17 protein-coding genes and 2 pseudogenes are annotated in these 17769 nt (G+C 70.0%); 10 read left to right on the top strand and 9 right to left on the bottom strand.

From position 1 onward, the window contains the following. Together B9S61_RS37900 and B9S61_RS37895 are read left to right on the top strand one after the other, a co-directional pair. Positions 1–542, top strand: a 542-nt coding sequence (locus B9S61_RS37900) for an ISAs1 family transposase (RefSeq protein WP_107499716.1), incomplete at its 5' end; no start/stop codon positions are given. Then, positions 539–883, top strand: coding sequence for an ADP-ribosyltransferase domain-containing protein (locus B9S61_RS37895; protein ID WP_258040099.1), 345 nt, complete (start codon positions 539–541; stop codon positions 881–883). The genes B9S61_RS37900 and B9S61_RS37895, both read left to right, overlap by 4 nt. Positions 884–1375: 492 nt before the next feature. Here B9S61_RS37895 and B9S61_RS41340 read toward each other — a convergent pair whose 3' ends face one another. Beyond that, positions 1376–1708, bottom strand: a complete 333-nt coding sequence (locus B9S61_RS41340) for a hypothetical protein (RefSeq protein ID WP_181007722.1) — start codon at positions 1706–1708, stop codon at positions 1376–1378. A gap of 104 nt (positions 1709–1812) precedes the next feature. Here B9S61_RS41340 and B9S61_RS37890 point away from each other — a divergent pair, with 104 nt between their 5' ends. The 5 genes from B9S61_RS37890 to B9S61_RS37870 all read left to right on the top strand — a co-directional run bounded on the left by B9S61_RS37890 (position 1813) and on the right by B9S61_RS37870 (position 7930). Then, the gene (locus tag B9S61_RS37890; RefSeq protein ID WP_258040098.1) at positions 1813–2484 is read left to right on the top strand and encodes a hypothetical protein; all 672 of its coding nucleotides are present in this window, start codon (positions 1813–1815) and stop codon (positions 2482–2484) included. 633 nt (positions 2485–3117) lie between these two features. After that, positions 3118–3822, top strand: coding sequence for a PE-PGRS family protein (locus B9S61_RS37885; protein ID WP_103546215.1), 705 nt, complete (start codon positions 3118–3120; stop codon positions 3820–3822). Between the two features lie 717 nt (positions 3823–4539). After that, complete coding sequence (locus B9S61_RS37880) at positions 4540–6939, top strand: 2OG-Fe(II) oxygenase (protein ID WP_103546214.1); 2400 nt, start codon at positions 4540–4542, stop codon at positions 6937–6939. An 82-nt stretch (positions 6940–7021) separates the two neighbouring features. Then, positions 7022–7285, top strand: coding sequence for a hypothetical protein (locus B9S61_RS37875; RefSeq protein WP_103546213.1), 264 nt, complete (start codon positions 7022–7024; stop codon positions 7283–7285). Between the two features lie 96 nt (positions 7286–7381). Next, complete coding sequence (locus B9S61_RS37870) at positions 7382–7930, top strand: Uma2 family endonuclease (RefSeq protein ID WP_374936279.1); 549 nt, start codon at positions 7382–7384, stop codon at positions 7928–7930. 448 nt (positions 7931–8378) lie between these two features. Here the strand turns inward: B9S61_RS37870 and B9S61_RS43125 are convergent, their stop codons facing one another. The 3 genes from B9S61_RS43125 to B9S61_RS37860 all read right to left on the bottom strand — a co-directional run bounded on the left by B9S61_RS43125 (position 8379) and on the right by B9S61_RS37860 (position 10143). Beyond that, a complete protein-coding gene (locus tag B9S61_RS43125; RefSeq protein ID WP_258040097.1) occupies positions 8379–8858 on the bottom strand; it encodes a YihY/virulence factor BrkB family protein in 480 nt (159 codons plus the stop codon). 55 nt (positions 8859–8913) lie between these two features. Beyond that, positions 8914–9210 (bottom strand): YhjD/YihY/BrkB family envelope integrity protein, encoded by a 297-nt coding sequence (locus B9S61_RS43120; protein WP_258040096.1) that lies wholly within the window; start codon positions 9208–9210, stop codon positions 8914–8916. A 528-nt stretch (positions 9211–9738) separates the two neighbouring features. Then, a complete protein-coding gene (locus tag B9S61_RS37860; protein WP_103546211.1) occupies positions 9739–10143 on the bottom strand; it encodes a hypothetical protein in 405 nt (134 codons plus the stop codon). A gap of 404 nt (positions 10144–10547) precedes the next feature. Between B9S61_RS37860 and B9S61_RS41865 the strand changes: the two genes are divergently transcribed. After that, a complete protein-coding gene (locus B9S61_RS41865) occupies positions 10548–10700 on the top strand; it encodes a hypothetical protein (RefSeq protein WP_219820010.1) in 153 nt (50 codons plus the stop codon). A 122-nt stretch (positions 10701–10822) separates the two neighbouring features. Here the strand turns inward: B9S61_RS41865 and B9S61_RS37855 are convergent, their stop codons facing one another. The 4 genes and pseudogenes from B9S61_RS37855 to B9S61_RS43115 form a co-directional block, all read right to left on the bottom strand. Continuing rightward, entirely contained in the window at positions 10823–12706 is a 1884-nt protein-coding gene (locus B9S61_RS37855) for a hypothetical protein (protein WP_258040095.1), read from the bottom strand. A gap of 449 nt (positions 12707–13155) precedes the next feature. Next, positions 13156–14145, bottom strand: coding sequence for a TIGR00341 family protein (locus tag B9S61_RS37850; protein WP_258040093.1), 990 nt, complete (start codon positions 14143–14145; stop codon positions 13156–13158). Between the two features lie 403 nt (positions 14146–14548). Beyond that, positions 14549–14833, bottom strand: coding sequence for a hypothetical protein (locus B9S61_RS37845; RefSeq protein ID WP_103546208.1), 285 nt, complete (start codon positions 14831–14833; stop codon positions 14549–14551). Beyond that, a pseudogene (locus B9S61_RS43115) lies at positions 14830–15122 on the bottom strand (DUF1524 domain-containing protein); the annotation flags it as partial. The pseudogene B9S61_RS43115 and the gene B9S61_RS37845, both read right to left, overlap by 4 nt. Positions 15123–15475: 353 nt before the next feature. Between B9S61_RS43115 and B9S61_RS37835 the strand changes: the two are divergent. After that, positions 15476–16138: a class I SAM-dependent methyltransferase gene (locus B9S61_RS37835; RefSeq protein WP_103546207.1), complete on the top strand. Its 663-nt coding sequence runs from the start codon at positions 15476–15478 to the stop codon at positions 16136–16138. 40 nt (positions 16139–16178) lie between these two features. Here B9S61_RS37835 and B9S61_RS37830 read toward each other — a convergent pair. Then, positions 16179–17426, bottom strand: a pseudogene (locus B9S61_RS37830) (NF041680 family putative transposase); the annotation flags it as partial. 64 nt (positions 17427–17490) lie between these two features. Here B9S61_RS37830 and B9S61_RS43110 point away from each other — a divergent pair. Continuing rightward, a complete protein-coding gene (locus B9S61_RS43110; protein ID WP_258040092.1) occupies positions 17491–17622 on the top strand; it encodes a hypothetical protein in 132 nt (43 codons plus the stop codon). The last annotated feature ends 147 nt before the right edge of the window (positions 17623–17769 follow it).

The raw sequence follows: 17769 nt of genomic DNA, 5'->3' as shown, positions 1-17769 counted from the left end.
TCAAGGCCAACCAGCCCACCGCCTACGCCCAGCTCGCCGCCCTGCCCTGGACCTCGATCAAGGTCCAGCACACCGCCTCCGCCACCGCCCACGGCCGCCGCGAGTCCCGCTCGATCAAAACCTGCACTATCGCCGACAACCTCGGCGGCATCGCTTTCCCCCACGCCCACCTCGCCATCCGGGTCCACCGCCGCCGCAAGCCCACCGGCCGGCCCGAAACCCGCGAGAACGTCTACGCGGTCACCAGCCTCGCCGCCCATCAAACCCGCCCCATCGACCTCGCCACCGCCATCCGGGGGCACTGGGGAATCGAAAACTCCTCCCACTACATCCGAGATGTCACGTTCGCCGAGGACGCCTCGACCATTCACACCGGCACCGCACCCCGCGCCATGGCCACCATCCGCAACCTCGCCATCGGCACCCTGAAGATCCTCGGAGCCGACAACATCGCCAAGACCACCCGCGCCATCCGCCACGAACCCGAACGAGCACTCGCCATCCTGGGCATCACCAACAACCCAGACACTCACGGAACTTGATCAAGCCCTGGGCACAGACACGGCCGCTGTGGCGTGGTGTGGCGCTGGATCTGCGGTCCCAGTACCCGCTGGGGCGGACGGTGACGTGGTGGGGCGTGTCGTCGTGCACGTCCGAGCCGGGTGTGGCTCGCGCGTTCCTCGGCGGGCGTGGCCGGCGGACACTGTTCGAGGTGACACCCGCGCGGGCGGTGGGGATCCGGCAGTTCTCCGCGTTCACAGGTGAGGAGGAGTACATCCTCGCGCCGGGGACGCAGTTGAAGGTGACGGAGGTGAAGGCCGAACGTGGGGGGCTGTGCACCGTGCGGCTGACCGAGCTGGAGGGGGCCGGCCTGGTGTCATGACGTGCCTGGACCGGGCACGCAGGGCAACGCGGCTCGGGCTCCAGCGGGGCCTCCCAACCGATGGCCGTCAACAAGACGGTGATCGCGATGCTGCGCCCGAAGCGGCCGGCTCGAGTCCTCGAGCTCGGGGAGGAGTGTGGAGAGGCGGCGGAGGCCATCACTGGCGCCCTCGGTGCCAACCCGCTCAAGGGCAGCAGCCACAGGTGGCAGGACGTCGAGAAGGAGCTCAAGGAGCTCAGCGACGTCATCGTGACCGCCGTGCTGGCACTGGCCACGAGCAGCCCGGACCCGGAGAGGCCCTCGCCGACCGTGTGTCCAGGCCCTCCTGGATCGTCTCGGCCTGAGCTGACCCGCTCCACCCTTTGTACGGAAGAACCCGCCCAAGCCGTGCGGGCCCTTCCGCGTCATCCCCTACTTTGCGGACGCACACGCCCTAGTGGGGCGTATCCCGCCTCCCCGGTGGGAGATGAGTGGGAGACAAGTGGGAGATGATCATGGCATGGTGCTGCAATCAGGCACTGGGAAATGCCGGATAGCGCTACCTGTGTGGCCCGGTTTCAACCGCCGGTTTCGCCCGCGTACGGGCTCAGCACGCAGGATGCCGAGCAGGATCCGGTAGATCACGAACGGCATGAAGCTGGCTGGTTTCCACCACTTTTCAAGATCGAATGGTAGAGCAGTGGGAGATGGCGCCTTTCCAGTGCCCTCCCTCGCCGACCACGAACGGTGCAGCCACCTGCTTTGCAGCGAATCGGCAATCTCCTGCTCCATGGCCAGGGCAACGTGCGAGTGGAGACCTTCCACGCCGGCGACCTCGTGGCCCATGCGGGTCTCCACGGCGATGCGATGAGGTTCCCCGGCTGATCCTGGCGCGTGCGACGCATCTGGACTCGCCGGCCGCCAGGTTGGGCGAGGACCGGGTGCGGCGGGTGATCCAGCCGGTGATCGCGGGCGAGCTGCTCCTGCCGACGGACACGTACGACGACGATCTGGCGTACGTGCGCGACCTGGGGCTGGTCGCTCCGGACGCGCCGGTGCGGGTGGCCCATCCGATCTACCAGGAGGTCATTGTCCGGGTCCTGGGAAACAACACGGAGGGCCAGGTCGTCGCCGCCCCGAGCAGCTTCCGGCTGCCGGACGGCCGGATCGACATGGACAAGCTGCTGTGCTCCTTCGCCGAGTTCTGGCGGGAGAACGGCGAGATCCTGGCCACCGCCTCGACCTACACAGAGGCCGCAGCACAGCTGGTGATGATGGCCTACCTGCACCGGATCGTGAACGGGGCGGGTTTCATCGACCGGGAGTACGGGGTCGGCCGGCGGCGCGTGGACCTGCTGATTCGCCAGCCGTACACCGCTGCCGACGGTTCGCGGGCGGTGCAGCGCGAGGCGCTGGAGCTGAAGGTGTGGCGCCAGGGCCGCACCGACCCCCTCGCCGAGGGGCTGGCACAGCTGGACGACTACCTGGACCGCATGGAGCTGTCCACGGGCACCCTCGTCGTCTTCGACACCCGCCCGCAGGCAGCCCCGGTCCACGAGCGCACCGCCTTCTCGCAGCAGACCACGCCCTCCGGGCGCACCGTCACCCTGCTGCGCGCCTGACGGCTGGGAGACCTCAGCCCGGAGCGCCCCCGGATCTTCCTCCCGTGGCCGTGTTCCCGGAGCAGCACGGGTTCGGTGCGGGAGCTGGAGGGGCTCGGCAGCCAGGAATCACGGCAGTTCGGTGCTGACACGTCAGCACCGAACTGCACATGAAACCCTGGGGGCGGGCCGCGGCACGTTCTTCGGCCAGCACAGCTGCGTCCAGGTCCGTTCCCCGACGCTGCGCGCTTCCCCGGCGCATGATCACCGAGTTCATGAAGCGTTTCAGCTGGCGAGGGTTGCCGCGCAGAGAGGCGCCGAGAAGCGGCGCGATGGAGCCGGCCCAGCCCATGTCGGTGAACAGCGCCGGCGGCATACACACGCCTCACTGACTGCACTCAGGACACGTGCTCTCTCCGGCCGGGGCCTGCCGCAGTTCGTCGACCCGGCGTGCACGGAAGGGCGTTTCGGACCCGCCCTGCGGTTCTCTGCCATCCACTGTTCTTGCCCACATCGGGCACGTTGGGCCCCGCTGCCGCCCCGCTCATGAACCGTGATCATGGTCCGCGTCCAAGGCAACAAGCGGGACCCCCGCGCACTGTGACTCGGGGCAGGCCTCATGCTTCTGCGAGAGGAGCACCAGACTGTCCGGTCATGGACACCTCCTCAGGACACCAGGACCGTGAAGAAGCAGAGCGGCTGAGCACCGCCGTGGGGGTCCTCGCTGACTTCCTGAGCCGCCAGCCGCTCACTCAGACCCTGGCCTCGCTGGAGCACCGATTGAAGGGCGCCGACGGGACAGATGTCATGCGGGTCGCGGAGGACGGCCACGTCGTTCCGGAGCTGCTTGCCTCAGCGCTCACGGTCCGCGAGAGCCTGGGCCGGATCAACGACTTGATCCACGCCTGCGGCATCCTCCTCGTCCTGCCCCACATCCTCGGGGAAGGAGAGCACATCACCGTCCGCACCTCCCTCGGCGCCGGCAATGACCCGAGCCGCCCGTACGACGTGGAGACAGACCAGCGCATCGCGGAGTTCAAGCTCGCTCGTTGGCGCGGCGCGGACGCCATGCGCAAGCGCCAGACCTTCAAGGACCTCGTGATGCTCGCCGCCGACACCTCCGGCCGCCGGGCAGAGCTGTTCGTGATCGGCCCCGAGCCCCGCCGCTTCCTGACCACCAGCACGTCAACCGCGGCCTGGGCCCTGGACCGCACCCCAGGGGCACTGCGGACCTTCACCACAATCTTCGGCCCGCCGAGCATGTCCGTCGCCCAGTTCACCGCGACCCATGCCGCCCACGTTCAGATCACCGATCTGCGGGATCTTCTCCCCGCGCCCGTCGTAGCCTTCCTGCAGTGAAATGTCCCCGGTATGAGGCACGAGCCTTGCGAAAAGCCCTGCACTCACGCTCCCCCGAAGGCGCGTTCCTCGTGCGGGCCCTGCTGGTGCTGACGAACCGGGAAGTCGCCCGCTGACCGACGATCTTCGCCGAAGTCATCCGTCCGCCACCAGCACGAGCATCCCGAACCCTACGCACACCAGGACCGTGACCAGCAACTTCACGATGCACAGTGCTCATTGACCCGGCTTCCAGGAATGCCGCACACGCGTGAGCCCACGCCGGCGGAACTGAAGCCATACCTCAAGGGACGGAGCCCCGACGGACCGGAACGGCGCGACGGACGATGACGTGAGCAGCCGGCCAGAGGTGCGGCTCGCACGACTGGTGGCGGGCGGCGCCCGTCAGTCGTCCTTGGCGATCCGGGATTCCCGCCGCCGCAAGCCGGGCTGTTCGTCGGCGCGGCCGCTCAGAGAGCTCGCCGCACGACATCCCCGCGCGTAGGCACCGGGATGGGGTACCGCCTAAGATCCGGCTGAGGTCGATCTCCACAGGGAACAGAACCGCCCCCTCGGTCACCCCGCAGAACGCCCCACCGGTCCCGGGCCTTCCCTGAACCTGCGCGGGTGCCCCGAATGTCAAGGCCGTTCTGCCATCTGAGAACAGGGACTTCCAGCAGCGCTAGGGTTTCCGGGACAGAGGGAATGGCACGCTGGCGACCAGGGGAACGAAACACCATGGGACACGGAGCACGCAAGCAACTGGCGAAGCTGCTCGATGCCTCGGAGCGATGCGGGGACTTCAGCACCCGCATCGAGATGTCCGCCCGCGCGCTGCGGATCGAGGTCGACGGCGTCGGGGTGCTGCCCCTGCCGTTGCGCGCTCCGGCCACCAAGAAGCTGATCGCGCAGGCCCGGCAGGCCCGCTTCGGCCGCGGTGAGCAGACCCTGGCCGACACCAGCGTGCGCGATACCTGGGAGATCACCCCGGACCGGATCACCCTGGGCGGCCCCGACTGGGACCGCACCCTGAGCGGCGTCCTCGACGGCGTCCGTACCGCGCTCGGTCTGCCGCCCACCACCGTCCTGCGGGCCGAACCGCACGCGCTGCTCGTCTACGGCAAGGGCCAGTTCTTCCTGCCGCACCAGGACTCCGAGAAGGACGACTCCATGGTGGGCACCCTGGTGGTCTCGCTGCCCTCGCACCACACCGGCGGCGAACTCGTCGTCTCCCACGCCGGCCGGAGCGTCGTCCACCAGGCGTCCCGGGAGAAGCTGACCTTCGCTGCCTTCTACGCGGACTGCCTGCACGAGGTCAAGCCCGTCAAGTCCGGCTACCGCGTCACCCTCACCATGAACCTCCTCGCCGAACGCACCCGCCCGGCCGGCGAGGACGGCGGTGGCCCGGCCGCCGACCTGGCCCACTGCCTGACCGAACACTTCACCGAGCCGGCCGAAGAGCGTTACGCCTACGGCCGCCAGAAAACGGCGCCCCCGAACCGCCTCGTGTACCTTCTCGACCACGAGTACACCCAGCGTGGCCTGGACTGGGACCGCCTCAAGGGTGCCGACGCCACGCGTGCCACCCGGCTCCGCCAGGCCGCCGGGCAGGCAGGCTGCGAGGCGGTCCTCGCATTGGCCGAGGTGAAGGAGACTTGGGACGCCGTACCGCCCTACGACCGCTACGACTACTACGGCGATGTCGAGCACTTCGACGGCTGCGAGGACGAGGAGTGCGAGGGTGAGTGCCTCCTCGACCCCGACGGGGAGCCCGGGGCCGAGCGCCGCCGCAGTGGCGACTTCTCCGACTACGAGCTGGGCGACCTGATCGACGACGAGATCACCCTCGACTGGTGGACCCGCCCCGACGGCGCCGACGGTGAGCAGATCTCCCTGCCCGTCTCTTACACCGAGGTGTGCGCCACCACCGAGAACAAGGACCTCACGCCCTACCAGTCCGAGTACGAGGGCTACATGGGCAACTACGGCAACACCCTGGACCGCTGGTACCGGCGGGCCGCAGTGGTGCTCTGGCCCCGGCAACGCTCGTTCGCGGCACGCGCCGAGGCCGGCTCCGAGGGAGCCCTGCGAGAACTCCAGGGGCACCTGGACACCGGGGGGTTGGAGCTGGCGCGTACGCTGGCCCGGTCGCTCGCCCCGATCTGGAAGCATCGCGGTTCGGGCGAAGCGGCCGCCCCACTCTTCACTGCCGCCCTGCACGTCGCGGTGGGAGTGGAGGAAGCGGACACCGCCGCGATGCTCCTTGCGCCCTTCGGGGTGGAGACCCTGGGCGAGCGACACGTCCCCGATCTCGCGGAAGCGGCCGCACGGTACGGGCGGACGTGGTCGCGCGAGGCCGTCGGCAGCTGGTTCGGCCCGGTCGCCGCGTACACCGGGGCGGATCGCGCAGCGTGGCTCGAGTCTCTGCCCGGCCTCTGTGCCGCGCTGCGGACCGCTGACGGTGACGGAGACGCGGTGGCGGCACCGCTGGTGGAGGGCGTGTGGCAAGCGGCCGAGCAGCAGCTCACCGGCTGGCTCGACGTGGGCCGCGAGGCGGAGCGCCGCGCGGGCATGGAACGGCTGGGAGCTCCCTTGGCCCGCATCCTGCAGGCGTGCGACCCGAAAACCGCCGACACGATCGTCACCGCGCTGCGCGGCCTGCCGGACACCGCCCTGGAATGCCTGCTCCCGGCCCTGCGCACCGCGGCCCACCGACCGACGACCGTACGAGACGGGGCACCCGCGGCCCACGCCTACCAGACGCTCGCCGACCACTGCGAGGCCCGGCTCACCGCGGCCGTCACTCGCCCCGTACGCGCGGCGGACGACTGGTCACTCACCCCGGCCGGTACCTGCCGGTCCGGCTGCGGCCTCTGCCCCGACCTCGACGCCTTCCTCACCTCCCGCACCCGTCGGGTCATGGATTGGCCGCTCGCGAAGGACCGGCGCCGCCACATCCACAGCCGTATCGATCTGGCCGGCCTGCCCGTGTCCCACACCACCCGGCGTCAGGGACGCCCCTACACTCTGGTCCTGACCAAGACGAACGCGGTGTTCACCCGGGAGCAAGCGGCCCGCATCCGCGCCGAGACCGACCTGGCGTGGCTGCGGGAGAAATGGCCCCGGCCCCGCGGCTGAAAGGGGACAGACAAGCCCCGCGGCTCGCGCGCCTGGAACGGCAGTCCGCACCCGGGACGCGGATGCCGCGATCAGCGGCGACATGGGCGCCATCGCCACCGCCGTGTACGGCGCGCTGGGCACCGGCCCGCGCGGTGAGGTGGCTGAGATCACGCACACGTGGGAGGACGTGGAGGCGCGCCTCGGCCGGCTCATCCTCACTGCCGCCGCCGCACTGGACGACCTCACCGGCGATGCCTGGGACACGGATGAGATCTTCGGCAAGGGCAGGATGCATGAGGCCGGGCCTCCGGCTCCTCGGATCCACACGGGCCGAGTGAGAGGTCCGGTCGCTCGACTATGCTGACACCAGCGTTGCGCCCGTGTCCGCGATCCGGGATGAGGGCCCCTGACCTCTTTGAGGCGCCTGGAGGAAGCCGTGACCGCCGAACTCCCCGACTGGATGATCCCGCCCAGGATCAGCGGCTGGGAAGCCGATGACCTCGACCTCCTCGCCCAGGCGCCGCGGCACACCGAACTCATCGACGGAGCCCTGATCTTCATGATGTCGCCGCAGCGGTCCTGGCACGCCCGGCTGGTGGAGAACCTGACCTTCGCCCTGCGCCAGGCCGCCCCCGCCGGGTTCGACGCCGAGCGTGAGATGACAATCAGGCTCGACAAGAAGAGCCGCCCCGAGCCGGACATCTTGGTCACGACCGCCCCGTACGATCCCGACCGAACGTGGTACGCGCCCAAAGACGTCGCCCTGGTCATCGAGGTCGTCTCGGAGGAGTCGGCGAACCGCGACCGTTCCCTGAAGCCCTTCAAGTACGCACAGGCCAGGATCCCCCACTTCTGGCGCGTCGAGGACGAGATCGGCGCCCCCACTGTCCACACCTACGAACTCGACACCATGACCAGCACCTACGTGGCCACCGGCATCCACCGCAACCGGTTGAAGGTCTCCGTCCCCATCCCCGTCGACATCGACCTCGACAGCCTCGTGCCCTGACCACCCCTCCCGGACTGTGCATGCCGAGAATCATGTCCGTGCAGGTCAAGCGGCGTGTTGGTACTCGTGGATCACTCCGCCGAGGCGGTCGTGTCGACGGAACGCTCACCACCTGCGCCACGGACAGGGCGGCGACGGCCAGGAGGGCGGTGGTGTACCCGAGGACGGTCGGTATTCGGCGAAGCCACGGGCGCATACGGGTCCTCTACTCGGCCGACGTCCGGACGGGCCCCGACCCCCGACGGCTCAGCCCGTCCCGTCGAGGGCTCTGCAGTAGTCCGCCGCGCCCGGGCATCAGGGCAGTGCGACAGTACCGGGTCCGCGGCCCCGTTGGTGCCACACCGGACATGTAGGGGTTCGGTGCCCTCGGGCTCCCTGCCCGACCGGGCGGGCCACATGTGCGGCCCGGCGGCGGGAACCGGGCCCGGAGGCACCCGTGCAGGGGGCGTCAGACTCCGTCGGAAGGGACCGGCCGGGTGTGGCGGAGCGTGGCGAGTTCGGCGTTGAACTGGGCTCCGGCAAGGAGGGCGAGGTTTGATATCCACAGCCAGACGAGGAAGACGACGATGCCCGCGAGTGACCCGTACAGACGGTCGTAGGTGCCCGCGTAGTTGGTGGTGTACAGAGTGAAGCCCGCGGACGCGAGGAGCCACAGGACGACGGCGAGCATGCCGCCGACGGCCCGGTGCCGCAGGCCGTAGGCAGTGGCCTGGCCGGAGCGGAACAGCACCAGGACCAGGACGGTGACCAGGCACGCCAGCAGCGGCCACTTCAGGACGTTCCACGCCGCGACGGCGGCGCCGTCCACCCCCATGATCCGGCCCGCCGCGCGGGCCGCATCGCCCGTGAGAACCAGGGCCAGGACACTGGAGACGAGCAGCGTCAGCAGCGCGAGCGCGGTGATCACGGTCAGGGGGCCTTCTTCCACAGCGGGCGGCGGTCCTGGACACCGTTCATGGCGTGCACCGCGCGACGGAAGACGCTCAGATAGCTGGAGCCGACCACAGGGCACCGACGGTGCCGAAGGCGGCCAGCAGCCGCGCGGGGGTCTGCTGGACGGCCATGCTCTCCAGCACGGCGGGGCGCGCCCGCGCCGGGACGACGGCGGCCACCTGGTCGACGAGGTGCCCGGCTCCCGGGCCGCCGGCGATCCCGAGCAGCGAGAGCGCCACCAGCAGGGTGGGAAAGATGGTGAGCACCGCGTAATACGTCAGCGCGGCAGCCCAGTCCGTCGCGTCCTCCCTCGCAAGGCCGCCGGCGTCCTGCGCAGGGCCGGCCACCAGTCGCGTCGGCCCGGCACCGCGACGCGGGCCGGGTAGGGAGTCAGAGGAGTTGCCGGCTGGTCGGTGCTCACACGGTGTCCCGTCGGTGGTCACGCGTCGTCCGTGACCGGCGCGCGCGAAAGGGCGAGGGAAACGGGCTGCAGGAGGGCTGGACAGACGGGGCCAGAATACGGGCACCGCCCCGGCGGACGTCAGCCAGCGACGGGACGGGCCACCCCGCATCAACGTCCGGGAATACTGCCGCTGCCCCACCGTCACATGCAGGTCCCCAGCGGGCGGCACGGCCCCCGGCCACGGCAAGCCGGCCCTTGATCGCAGTTGCCCGGGCCACCTGGCAACCCCCGGACCACCGGCTACCGCTGCGCCTACGCCATCGACCGGGGCGCCGTCCCGAGCAACCGCCCGGGTGCGCCGCCGCCTGGTGGACGGTCTACCGGTGTTCGAGGACGTGAACCACGAGACTCCACTGTCCTCGGGCCCGCGGCCGGGCATTGGCCCGTGATCGGTGCCGTCCGGCGGCACCGATCACGGCGTGGCTACGTCGAGGGCCGGGGTGGCGTAGATGCCCGTGACCGTGCCGTCGGCGTCGTACGCCACGCCCTGGAAGCCGGTGTCCGGCGGGCTCGTCACGTGCCGGACACGCAGGATGATCCCGTCCGGGTCGACGACGTCCACGACGGTCCCGTCCGGGTCGGTGACCGGGCCGCGCGGGTCGAGCCCGAGCCCGCCGAACCGCCCGGCCAGACTCTCCACCGTCTCCCGCGAGGGCGCGTTCAGCACCAGAGGGCGGCTGCCGTGCAGGTCCCGCACCCCGGGCACGGTCGACAGGTCCTGCAGGACGATGACGAAGTCCGCGTCCCGGTCGTGCAGGACGACTCCCCATACCGCGCCGTCGACCGTGAATTCGCGGATGAACTGCAGATCGAGCACCTCGCAGTACCAGCTCGCACGCTGCGCGTGAGGTCGCGTACCATTACGGTGGCCGCGACGATGCCGGTCACTCCTACGCCTACGGGCCGCCTCCTCCGCGTTCCCTCCAACTGAACGGACCTGCGGGCCCGGATTCCCTGAGAACCCGGACTCCCGCCCTTCAGTGGACCCCTGGTGCGGGTACCCCGCAACCGACGGCCGGACCGTCACCGCCAGATGTCTTCCCGGGGACCTGCACTCCCGTCACACACACTGCCGCACCAGGGCGATGTCGGCGCGGGCCGCTCCCATCACCTCGGCCTCCAGGCCGTCGAGCAGTCCGGCGTCGTCCGAAGGCCCGGTACCGCCCGCACCGGCTGCCAGTCCACGATCGCGGCCGTCGGGTTTGGCAGGCGGCCCTCGGTGTGACAGACCGTGTCGGGCAGCCGGTCGTGGAACTCGGCGTCTCCGCCGGCTCCTCCTCGGTGAACGCCCCCGTGCTCCTCGATCGCGCAGGAAGTCGGCAGCACGCAGCAGGTGCCGCGTCGGTCGAGCCGCTGTCGCCCGTCCCGGTCTGAGCGGGAAGGTCCGCCATGGTCGAGACGTCCGGCGATGATCGTCGTCGTAGGAGCAGTCCGGAACGGGGCCGGGAGCGGGCGCCGATCGGGCACTAGGCAGGTCAGCCCCCGGGCCCCGGCTGTCAGAGGTGCCGCGGCGGTCCGAGCAGCGGGGTGCGCACCGGGGCAGCGAGCCCGATGAACACCACCATCTCGTGGCCGCCTGGGTTGGTCCGCAGGGGCACGGTCCGCCAGTTGTTGGCCAGCCAGACGTTGCCGGAGGGGTCGATCTGGACGGCGGTGTTGCGTTCCAGTCCGTCGCTGGGGTAGCCGGTGTCGGCCGGTGAGATCGGGTCGCCCGTGCGGAGTCCGGGCGGGCAGGCGGACTGGCGTGCGCCGCACAGGTTGGCCAGGCGGTGGCCGCCGAAGTTGGCCACCCATACGGTGTCGTTGCCGTCGACGGCGATTCCCCAGGGCAGGAACAGGCCGTCGTTGACGAACGGCTTGGCGGGGGTGGTGCCGTCGGGACGGACCATCGTGACCGAGGCGTCGACGTGCCGGGTGACGATGTCCTTGATCGCCTCGGCGACCATGGCGGGCGTGGTGCCCTCACAGGGCGCGACCACCGCGCCTCCGTTGGCCACCCAGACGTTGCCCAGGCTGTCGGAGGCGACGCCCATGGGCCGTTTGATCCCGCCGCCGGTGATCGAGCGCAGGGGTGTGCCCTGCGGGGACAGCAGGCTCACGCTGTCGCTTCCGTTGCCGGTCACCCAGGCGCGTCCCCGCGTGTCCACCGTGACGCCGAACGGCTTGATCAGGCTGTCGCCGGGCGTGATGTTCCGGGCCCGGCGGGGGTTCCCCTTCGGGATCCGGGTCACGCTCCGGCTGCCGCAGTTGGCGATCCAGATGTTCCCCTGCCGGTCCGACACGGTGCCCTGCGGCTGGACGATGTCGCCCTGCCGCCAGCCCTGGGGTGGTGAGAGGGGCCGGCCGTCGGCGGTGAACTCCGAGACGCTGCGGTACAGGCGGCTGGCGTCGAGGGGACAGCCGGTGCCCTGGAAACCGAAGTTGGCCGCCCAGACGTGGCCCTTGGGATCGATGGCGGTGCCGAAACCCACGCCATACAGTCCACCACCGCGGTAGGGGGCGCCGGGGACGTCCCGGCCGGTCGGAGTCAGCCGGGACAGGATGCGCGAACCGCAGACGGACTCCCGGGGATCGCGGTTGAACTCGTAGTTGTTGCCGATCCAGGCGGTGCCCTTCGCGTCGAAGGCGACGTTGCCCGGTCCGTCCAGCTCGTGCCCGTTGCCCACATAGCGCAGGGCGAGGGTCCAGGCGTCGGGGGCCGCGGTCAGCCTGGGCCGGTAGATGTTGCGGCCGTCGGCCAGCGCGAAGAGTTCGGCGACGTGGTTGCCGGGCAGCCGGGCGATGTCCGCGACGGCCTGGAAGGTCTCCCGGGGAGCGGGTGCCCCCGGCCGCCCGGCCAGGTCGAACAGCGTGCCGCAGGTCTGTCCGGCGGTGCAGCCGGACAGGATGTCGGCCAGCGTGTTGAAGGCGCGCAGCGTGGACGTCTGGTTGCCGTTGGGGGCGGTGGCGAGCGTCCTGGCCGCCGCGCCGTTGGTGATGTCGGCCAGGTTGTGGGAGACGTCCGCGGCGTTCTGCAGCCCGGGGCTGCGTCCGGCCACCTTTCCTCCGCGGGTGAACTGCGCCATCGCGAAGCCCGCCGCGACCGTGGTGCGCTCGTTGAGCACCACCTTTCCGGTACGGCGGCCGGCGGCGAGCATCGCGACCAGCCGGACCGGCCGCACACGGTGGGCGGCCCGGGGGTGCCCGTAGCCGGCCGGTCCGGCGTCCGCGGTCAGATACAGCACGGCGTCCGGGTTGTCCGGGGCATGGTACGAGAGGCTGAAACGGCCGTGGGCGTCGCTGCGTGTGCGGGCCAGCGGACGAGCGCCTGCACCGGGGTGGTCCCCGGCCTGAAGCAGCGTCACCTCGGCAGCGGCGATGGGCCGGCTGCCACTGCGCACGACACCGCGCTGATCCAGCGTGCCGTGTCCGGGCGACGATCCACCGGGGGCCTCCGGACAAGAGGCCCCCACCACAAGGGAAGCCAGAAGAGCGGTGAGCAGAGCGGCTCTGCGACGACGCACAAGAACTCCATTTCGCGGACAGGAGCAGGGTGCCGCCGGGGGTTCCGTCGGCATGGCCTCAGTTCCTCGGCGATACGGTTCACGGTGTCAGTGGCCTGGCGCGGACGAGGCCATCCGCCCTCACGTGGCGTCATCGCCACCCGTTCAGGTGACTGGACGGGACCGGACGGCCGAGGGGCCGCGCTGTGGCGATCGTCGACGCTTGGGACGGCGTGGCCGAGGCCGACAGGGTCACGGTCACCGTTCACGGGAGCTGACGGCGGGTGTGCCGAGTGCTCCGCTCCCGTCACGGACGACGGGCACGGCGGGACGGCCCGGTGCGACGCTCAGTCGCCGACCACTCCGGCGTCGATGCGCCGACCGCGTGAGGTGTCCACCACGACGGGGATGCCGTCCGGGATCCGTCCCTCGAGCCGGTCGAGCAGAAACTCCACCGGCGGGAGGTCTCCGGGGGTGCGAACGTGGACGTACATCGTCCGGGAGGCCGCGTCGACACTCGTGACGGACGCGCCCGGCACGTCGGCGAGCCACTGCTCGGCCGCGTCCTTGGTCCGGCCGGTCCACGTGTCGAGCAGGAACGTGACCACGGTGTTGGCCGTCAGCGGAACGAACACGACGACGAACAGCAGGACCATGGCGGCATAAGCCCTGCGGGCGGGCCGTCCGGCCGTCTTGTCGGCCTCCACGCCGTAACCGAGCGAGGCGAAGACCACCATGCCCCCGAAGACCAGGGCGAAGAAATTCGACACGAACAGCACCAGCGCGCCCAGCGCCAGCCATCCCGACAGTTGCCCCAGACACACCCCCGCCACCACCAGGGGCGGGACGAGAGAGATGGCGATCGCGACCCCGGGCAGCACGGCGGCGACGTCCCGGCGGGCCAGCGCCACCGCGCCGGCGAAACCGGTCGCCAGGGCGGCGACCAGGTCCATCAGGCCCGGCGACGTCCTTGAGGAGATCTGGCTGTTCGACAGCAGGTCGTAGTCGCTGGGCAGAGCCACCGACATGACCATCCCGACCACGATCACCAGCAGGCACGCAAGGAGGACGACCCTGGCCGATCCGGTACGGCGGCGCTGCACCGAACCCAGGGCGATGCCCATGATGGGCGTGGACAGCGGCGCAATGATCATCGCGCCGATCACGGTCGCCGTCGAGTCCGTGAGCACCCCACCGGAAGCGATGACCGACGACAGCGTCAGCATCGTCCAGAAGGCCGAACGCTTGGACGCGGTGTCCCCAAACGACAGATCCAGATCCTCGGTCAACTCGTCCAGCGAGCGGCGCTGGGACGCCGGCAGGACACGGGCGCGCACTTTGCCGATCATGCCCCCAAACAACCACGATCAGCCCAGTTTCGGCATACAGGACACGGGCATGCGCCTGCGCGAGTCCGTCTCCGGCCAGGGGACCAGCGGGGGATCTTCTCCTTGGCCCGCTGAAATCGGCGTCGCTGATGTTGACGTCGTCGAACACCTTGAGGCCCACGGACCCGACCGGCGTCGGCAGGTGACGTCCTGCTGCGGATCGGATCCTTCTGCCATACCGGCCAGTACCTATGAGCGCTCGGAGAGCCCTTCGGGGCCGTGAGTACGCACTGTGGTCTCCCTGCGGTAATTCTCTTCCGGGCTCGCGTCAGTGCGTCCGGGGTGAAGGCACAGGCGTGCCGCCCGGAAGGGGGACGCACTCCATGGCCGACAGCAGGAAGGGCTTCGCCCTTCAGCGCTGGGCTTCGGCGCCACCACCGCGGCGGACCCGTTCCACGATCTGCTCGTGCAGGGTCACCAGGCCCTCCGGCGACACTGGGACGGGGCTGCCGGTGAGGGTGTACCACTCGTCTGCGTCCGTGTACTGGATGGCGATATGGGCGCGCCCGTCGGGCAGCAGGCGGGTGGCGACGGGGAGATCGCCGGTGATGATGCCGACCTCGTCCGTCATCGCGCCGCCCGGCCCGGCCTTCACCTCACTGACGAGCTGTTCCGGCTGCGGGGGGTTGGTGTTCATGAGGGGCAGGTACCCAGCATGTCGGTGAGCGTGGTCTTCTCGTTCTCGGTCGCCGACAGTCCGTAGGTGGACTTCACCGACACCCAGGCGCGCGCGTAGGTTAGGTGCGGCAGTAGGTTTTGGACGGCGGCTGCCATTCGTCCGGGCCCTGGTCGCCCTTGGACCGGTTCGAGGCGGCGGAGACGGCCAGCAGCTGCGAGTGCGTCAGATCGTTCGCGAAGGCCTTGCGCTTCTCCTGCGTCCACGTGTTCGCGCCGGAGCGTCAGGCGTTCGCCAGCGGCACCATGTGTTATCCGCACTCTGTTTTCGATGCCGCTGACATCTGTGGCATGCGGTCGTGGACCGTGTGTTCTCTGTGAGCGGTGCGTTATCCGGTACAGCGGTGAGGTGCCGCTGACGGTGATGACAGAGGGGGAGTGGTGGCGAGTACACAGCGGGTTGTCCGGAGGAAGGGGTGACGTGGACGGTCGTCGGAGTAATCGTCAAGACCTGTGGGGGGCCGCTCGACGGTTGTCCCGATGACGGAGGACGTGACCGCCGCGACCTGACGGGCTGTGACTCATGTTGGCCAATGCAGTGGTTGCCCCTGCGGTGATCGAAATTGGATCGTCTGCGGCTCGTGGTCAGTCGTAGGGTGCGGCAATGGACTGGAACGCCTGGCATGGCAAGTACGACGTAGCGGACTCCTGGATGGAACAGAGGCTGCGGACCGTTCAATCGCAGACCCGGGCTGCCCTGGACGATGCCCCGGCCGGGCCGCTGAAGGTGATCAGCCTGTGCGCCGGGGACGGTCGCGACCTCCTCCACGTCCTGTCCGATCATCCACGCCGCCACGAGGTGCGGGCGCGGCTTGTCGAATTGGACGCCCGCAACACCGCCGCGGCTTCGGAGACGGCCCGCCTGGCAAAGCTGGACCAGGTCGAGGTAGTGACGGGCGACGCCTCCCTCATCGACCAGTACCGGGACATGACCCCCGCGGACCTCGTTCTGGTCTGCGGTGTCTTCGGAAACATCACCGACAGCGACATCAAGGGCACCATCGGCGCCTGCAACCAGTTGTGCAAGACCGGTGGCACCGTCATCTGGACCCGCAACCATGCCGCCCCCGACCGAGTCCCCATGATCTGCGATTGGTTCGCCGAGCAGGGTTTCGAACTGCAGTGGCTGTCCGAACCGGGTGCTGGCTACGGGGTCGGTGTGCACCGGTTCACCGGCACGCCTCGCCCCCTGCGCACCAGCACCCGACTGTTTGAGTTCGTGGGCTACGACGTGCTCCGTCAGTGTGAGACTGCACAATCCGGCTGACGTCTGTAATGGCAGCCCCACTTCTGTCTGAGCTTGATCATTAACCTCGCTGCTGTTTCAGGCGGACGTGCTCGGTGAGGGTTTCGATTCGTTTCGCGGTCTTCCCTGGCTCGTGACGTGGGGCTGGCCTGCGGTTCTTCGAGCCGGGTGGGCGTCCGGGGCCGGGCTTGGAGGGTCTGGGCACGTCGGCGGGACGGGCGGTCTTCACGCGGAGGTGGCGGAACCCCCGGCGGACCCGGGCTGGGGTGAGCCGGCGGGGCTCGGCGGGCCGTTCCCAGGGTCGGCGGAGGTCCTCGGCGAGGGGCCGGGCAAGGCGGAGTTGGGTGTGGGCGGCGATGATCAGCCATGTCCACAGGTCGGCCGTGTGCGGATCGCGGACCTTGGGGACGGTCCAGCCCAGGGTCTGTTTGAACAGCCGGAAGGTGTGTTCAAGATCGAATCTGCGGAGGAACGCCTGCCAGCGCAGGTTGACGTCTTGGCCGGTCATCCCGGTGTGTGAGGACCACAGCCAGACCGGCTCGGGGTCGCGGTCACCGGGCAGGTGCTCGACCTTCAGTCGAATCAACGTGCCGTGGATCAGGGGGAGTTCGCCGTAATGGTCGAGCCAGGGGCCGCGGGCCTGCAGGCGGGGGTGCATCCGGTCCCAGGCGAGGGCTTCGGCCCTGCCGTAGCGGGTGGTGTCGCACGTGGTGGCCTGGTCGGGTGGTCTGCCAGGAGTCCGGCTTGGAGAAGGTGAGGACGCCGCCGTGCTTGCGGGGCTGTCCACCGCGTGGGGTGGAGCGGCGTGGGCCGGCATCGCGAAGCATGACGCGGTCCGAGCGGAGCCGGCCGACCAGTTCGACGGGCAGGTCGGCCAGGACGTAGGCGAGGCGGGTGACGTCGTAGCCGGTGTCCATGACGACGAGGATGTCCGCGTCGCCCGGCCGCCACTGCCCTGCCTGCACCAGCCGGGTGACCACCTCCCGCAGCTGGGTGGCGGTCACCGCGGTGGCGTCGTCGGCCGGCCCGAGCCGGATCGCGTCCAGGACGTGCGTCCCGTCGCCAGCGCGGCGACGAAGGAGTAGGGCCAGCCGGGGATGAACTGATCCGCGCTGTGGCCCCGCCCGTAGACGTGGCAGAACAACAGCTCCGGGCTGGTGGGGGCGTCGGGACGCGACCAGTTGCTCACGTCCACCGCGAGTACGATCCGCCCGTCGGCGGCCCGCGGCAGCGGCGTGGAGGTCAGCAGCCTGCGCAGACGGCGCGGTTCCAGCCAGCCATGGTTGACCGCGTCGTACATCGCCCCGTGCGTCGACGACCCGTGCGTCGATCACCTTGCCTCCCTGGGAGGCCAGTTCGGGCTTGGCCAGGTGGTGGGTCGTACAGAGTCCGGAATCGATCTGGCGCTCTGGCTGCTCACCCGCGCGTGCGGAGCCTCCGTCGCCCTCGGTGTCGAGTCCATCATGGAGTACGAGCAGCGCGGTGTTGTCTGGCGAAGCTCCTGACCGCCGCTGCCTGGGGCACCCATGTGTGGACTTTGCTGCCCGATCCCTCCTCGGAGATGCGCTGCCCGACCTCGGCCGACGGAACGCGCCCCGCTTCGGGATGTCCGCGAATCGGACCGCGACCGCCGGGAACTCAAGGCCACCTCG

Origin of the sequence: Streptomyces sp. SM1, from assembly GCF_002910825.1 — a bacterium.
Lineage (GTDB): Bacteria > Actinomycetota > Actinomycetes > Streptomycetales > Streptomycetaceae > Streptomyces > Streptomyces okerensis.
The sequence above is the reverse complement of the archived record's forward strand: the minus strand, read 5'-3'. Positions and strand labels throughout refer to the sequence as shown.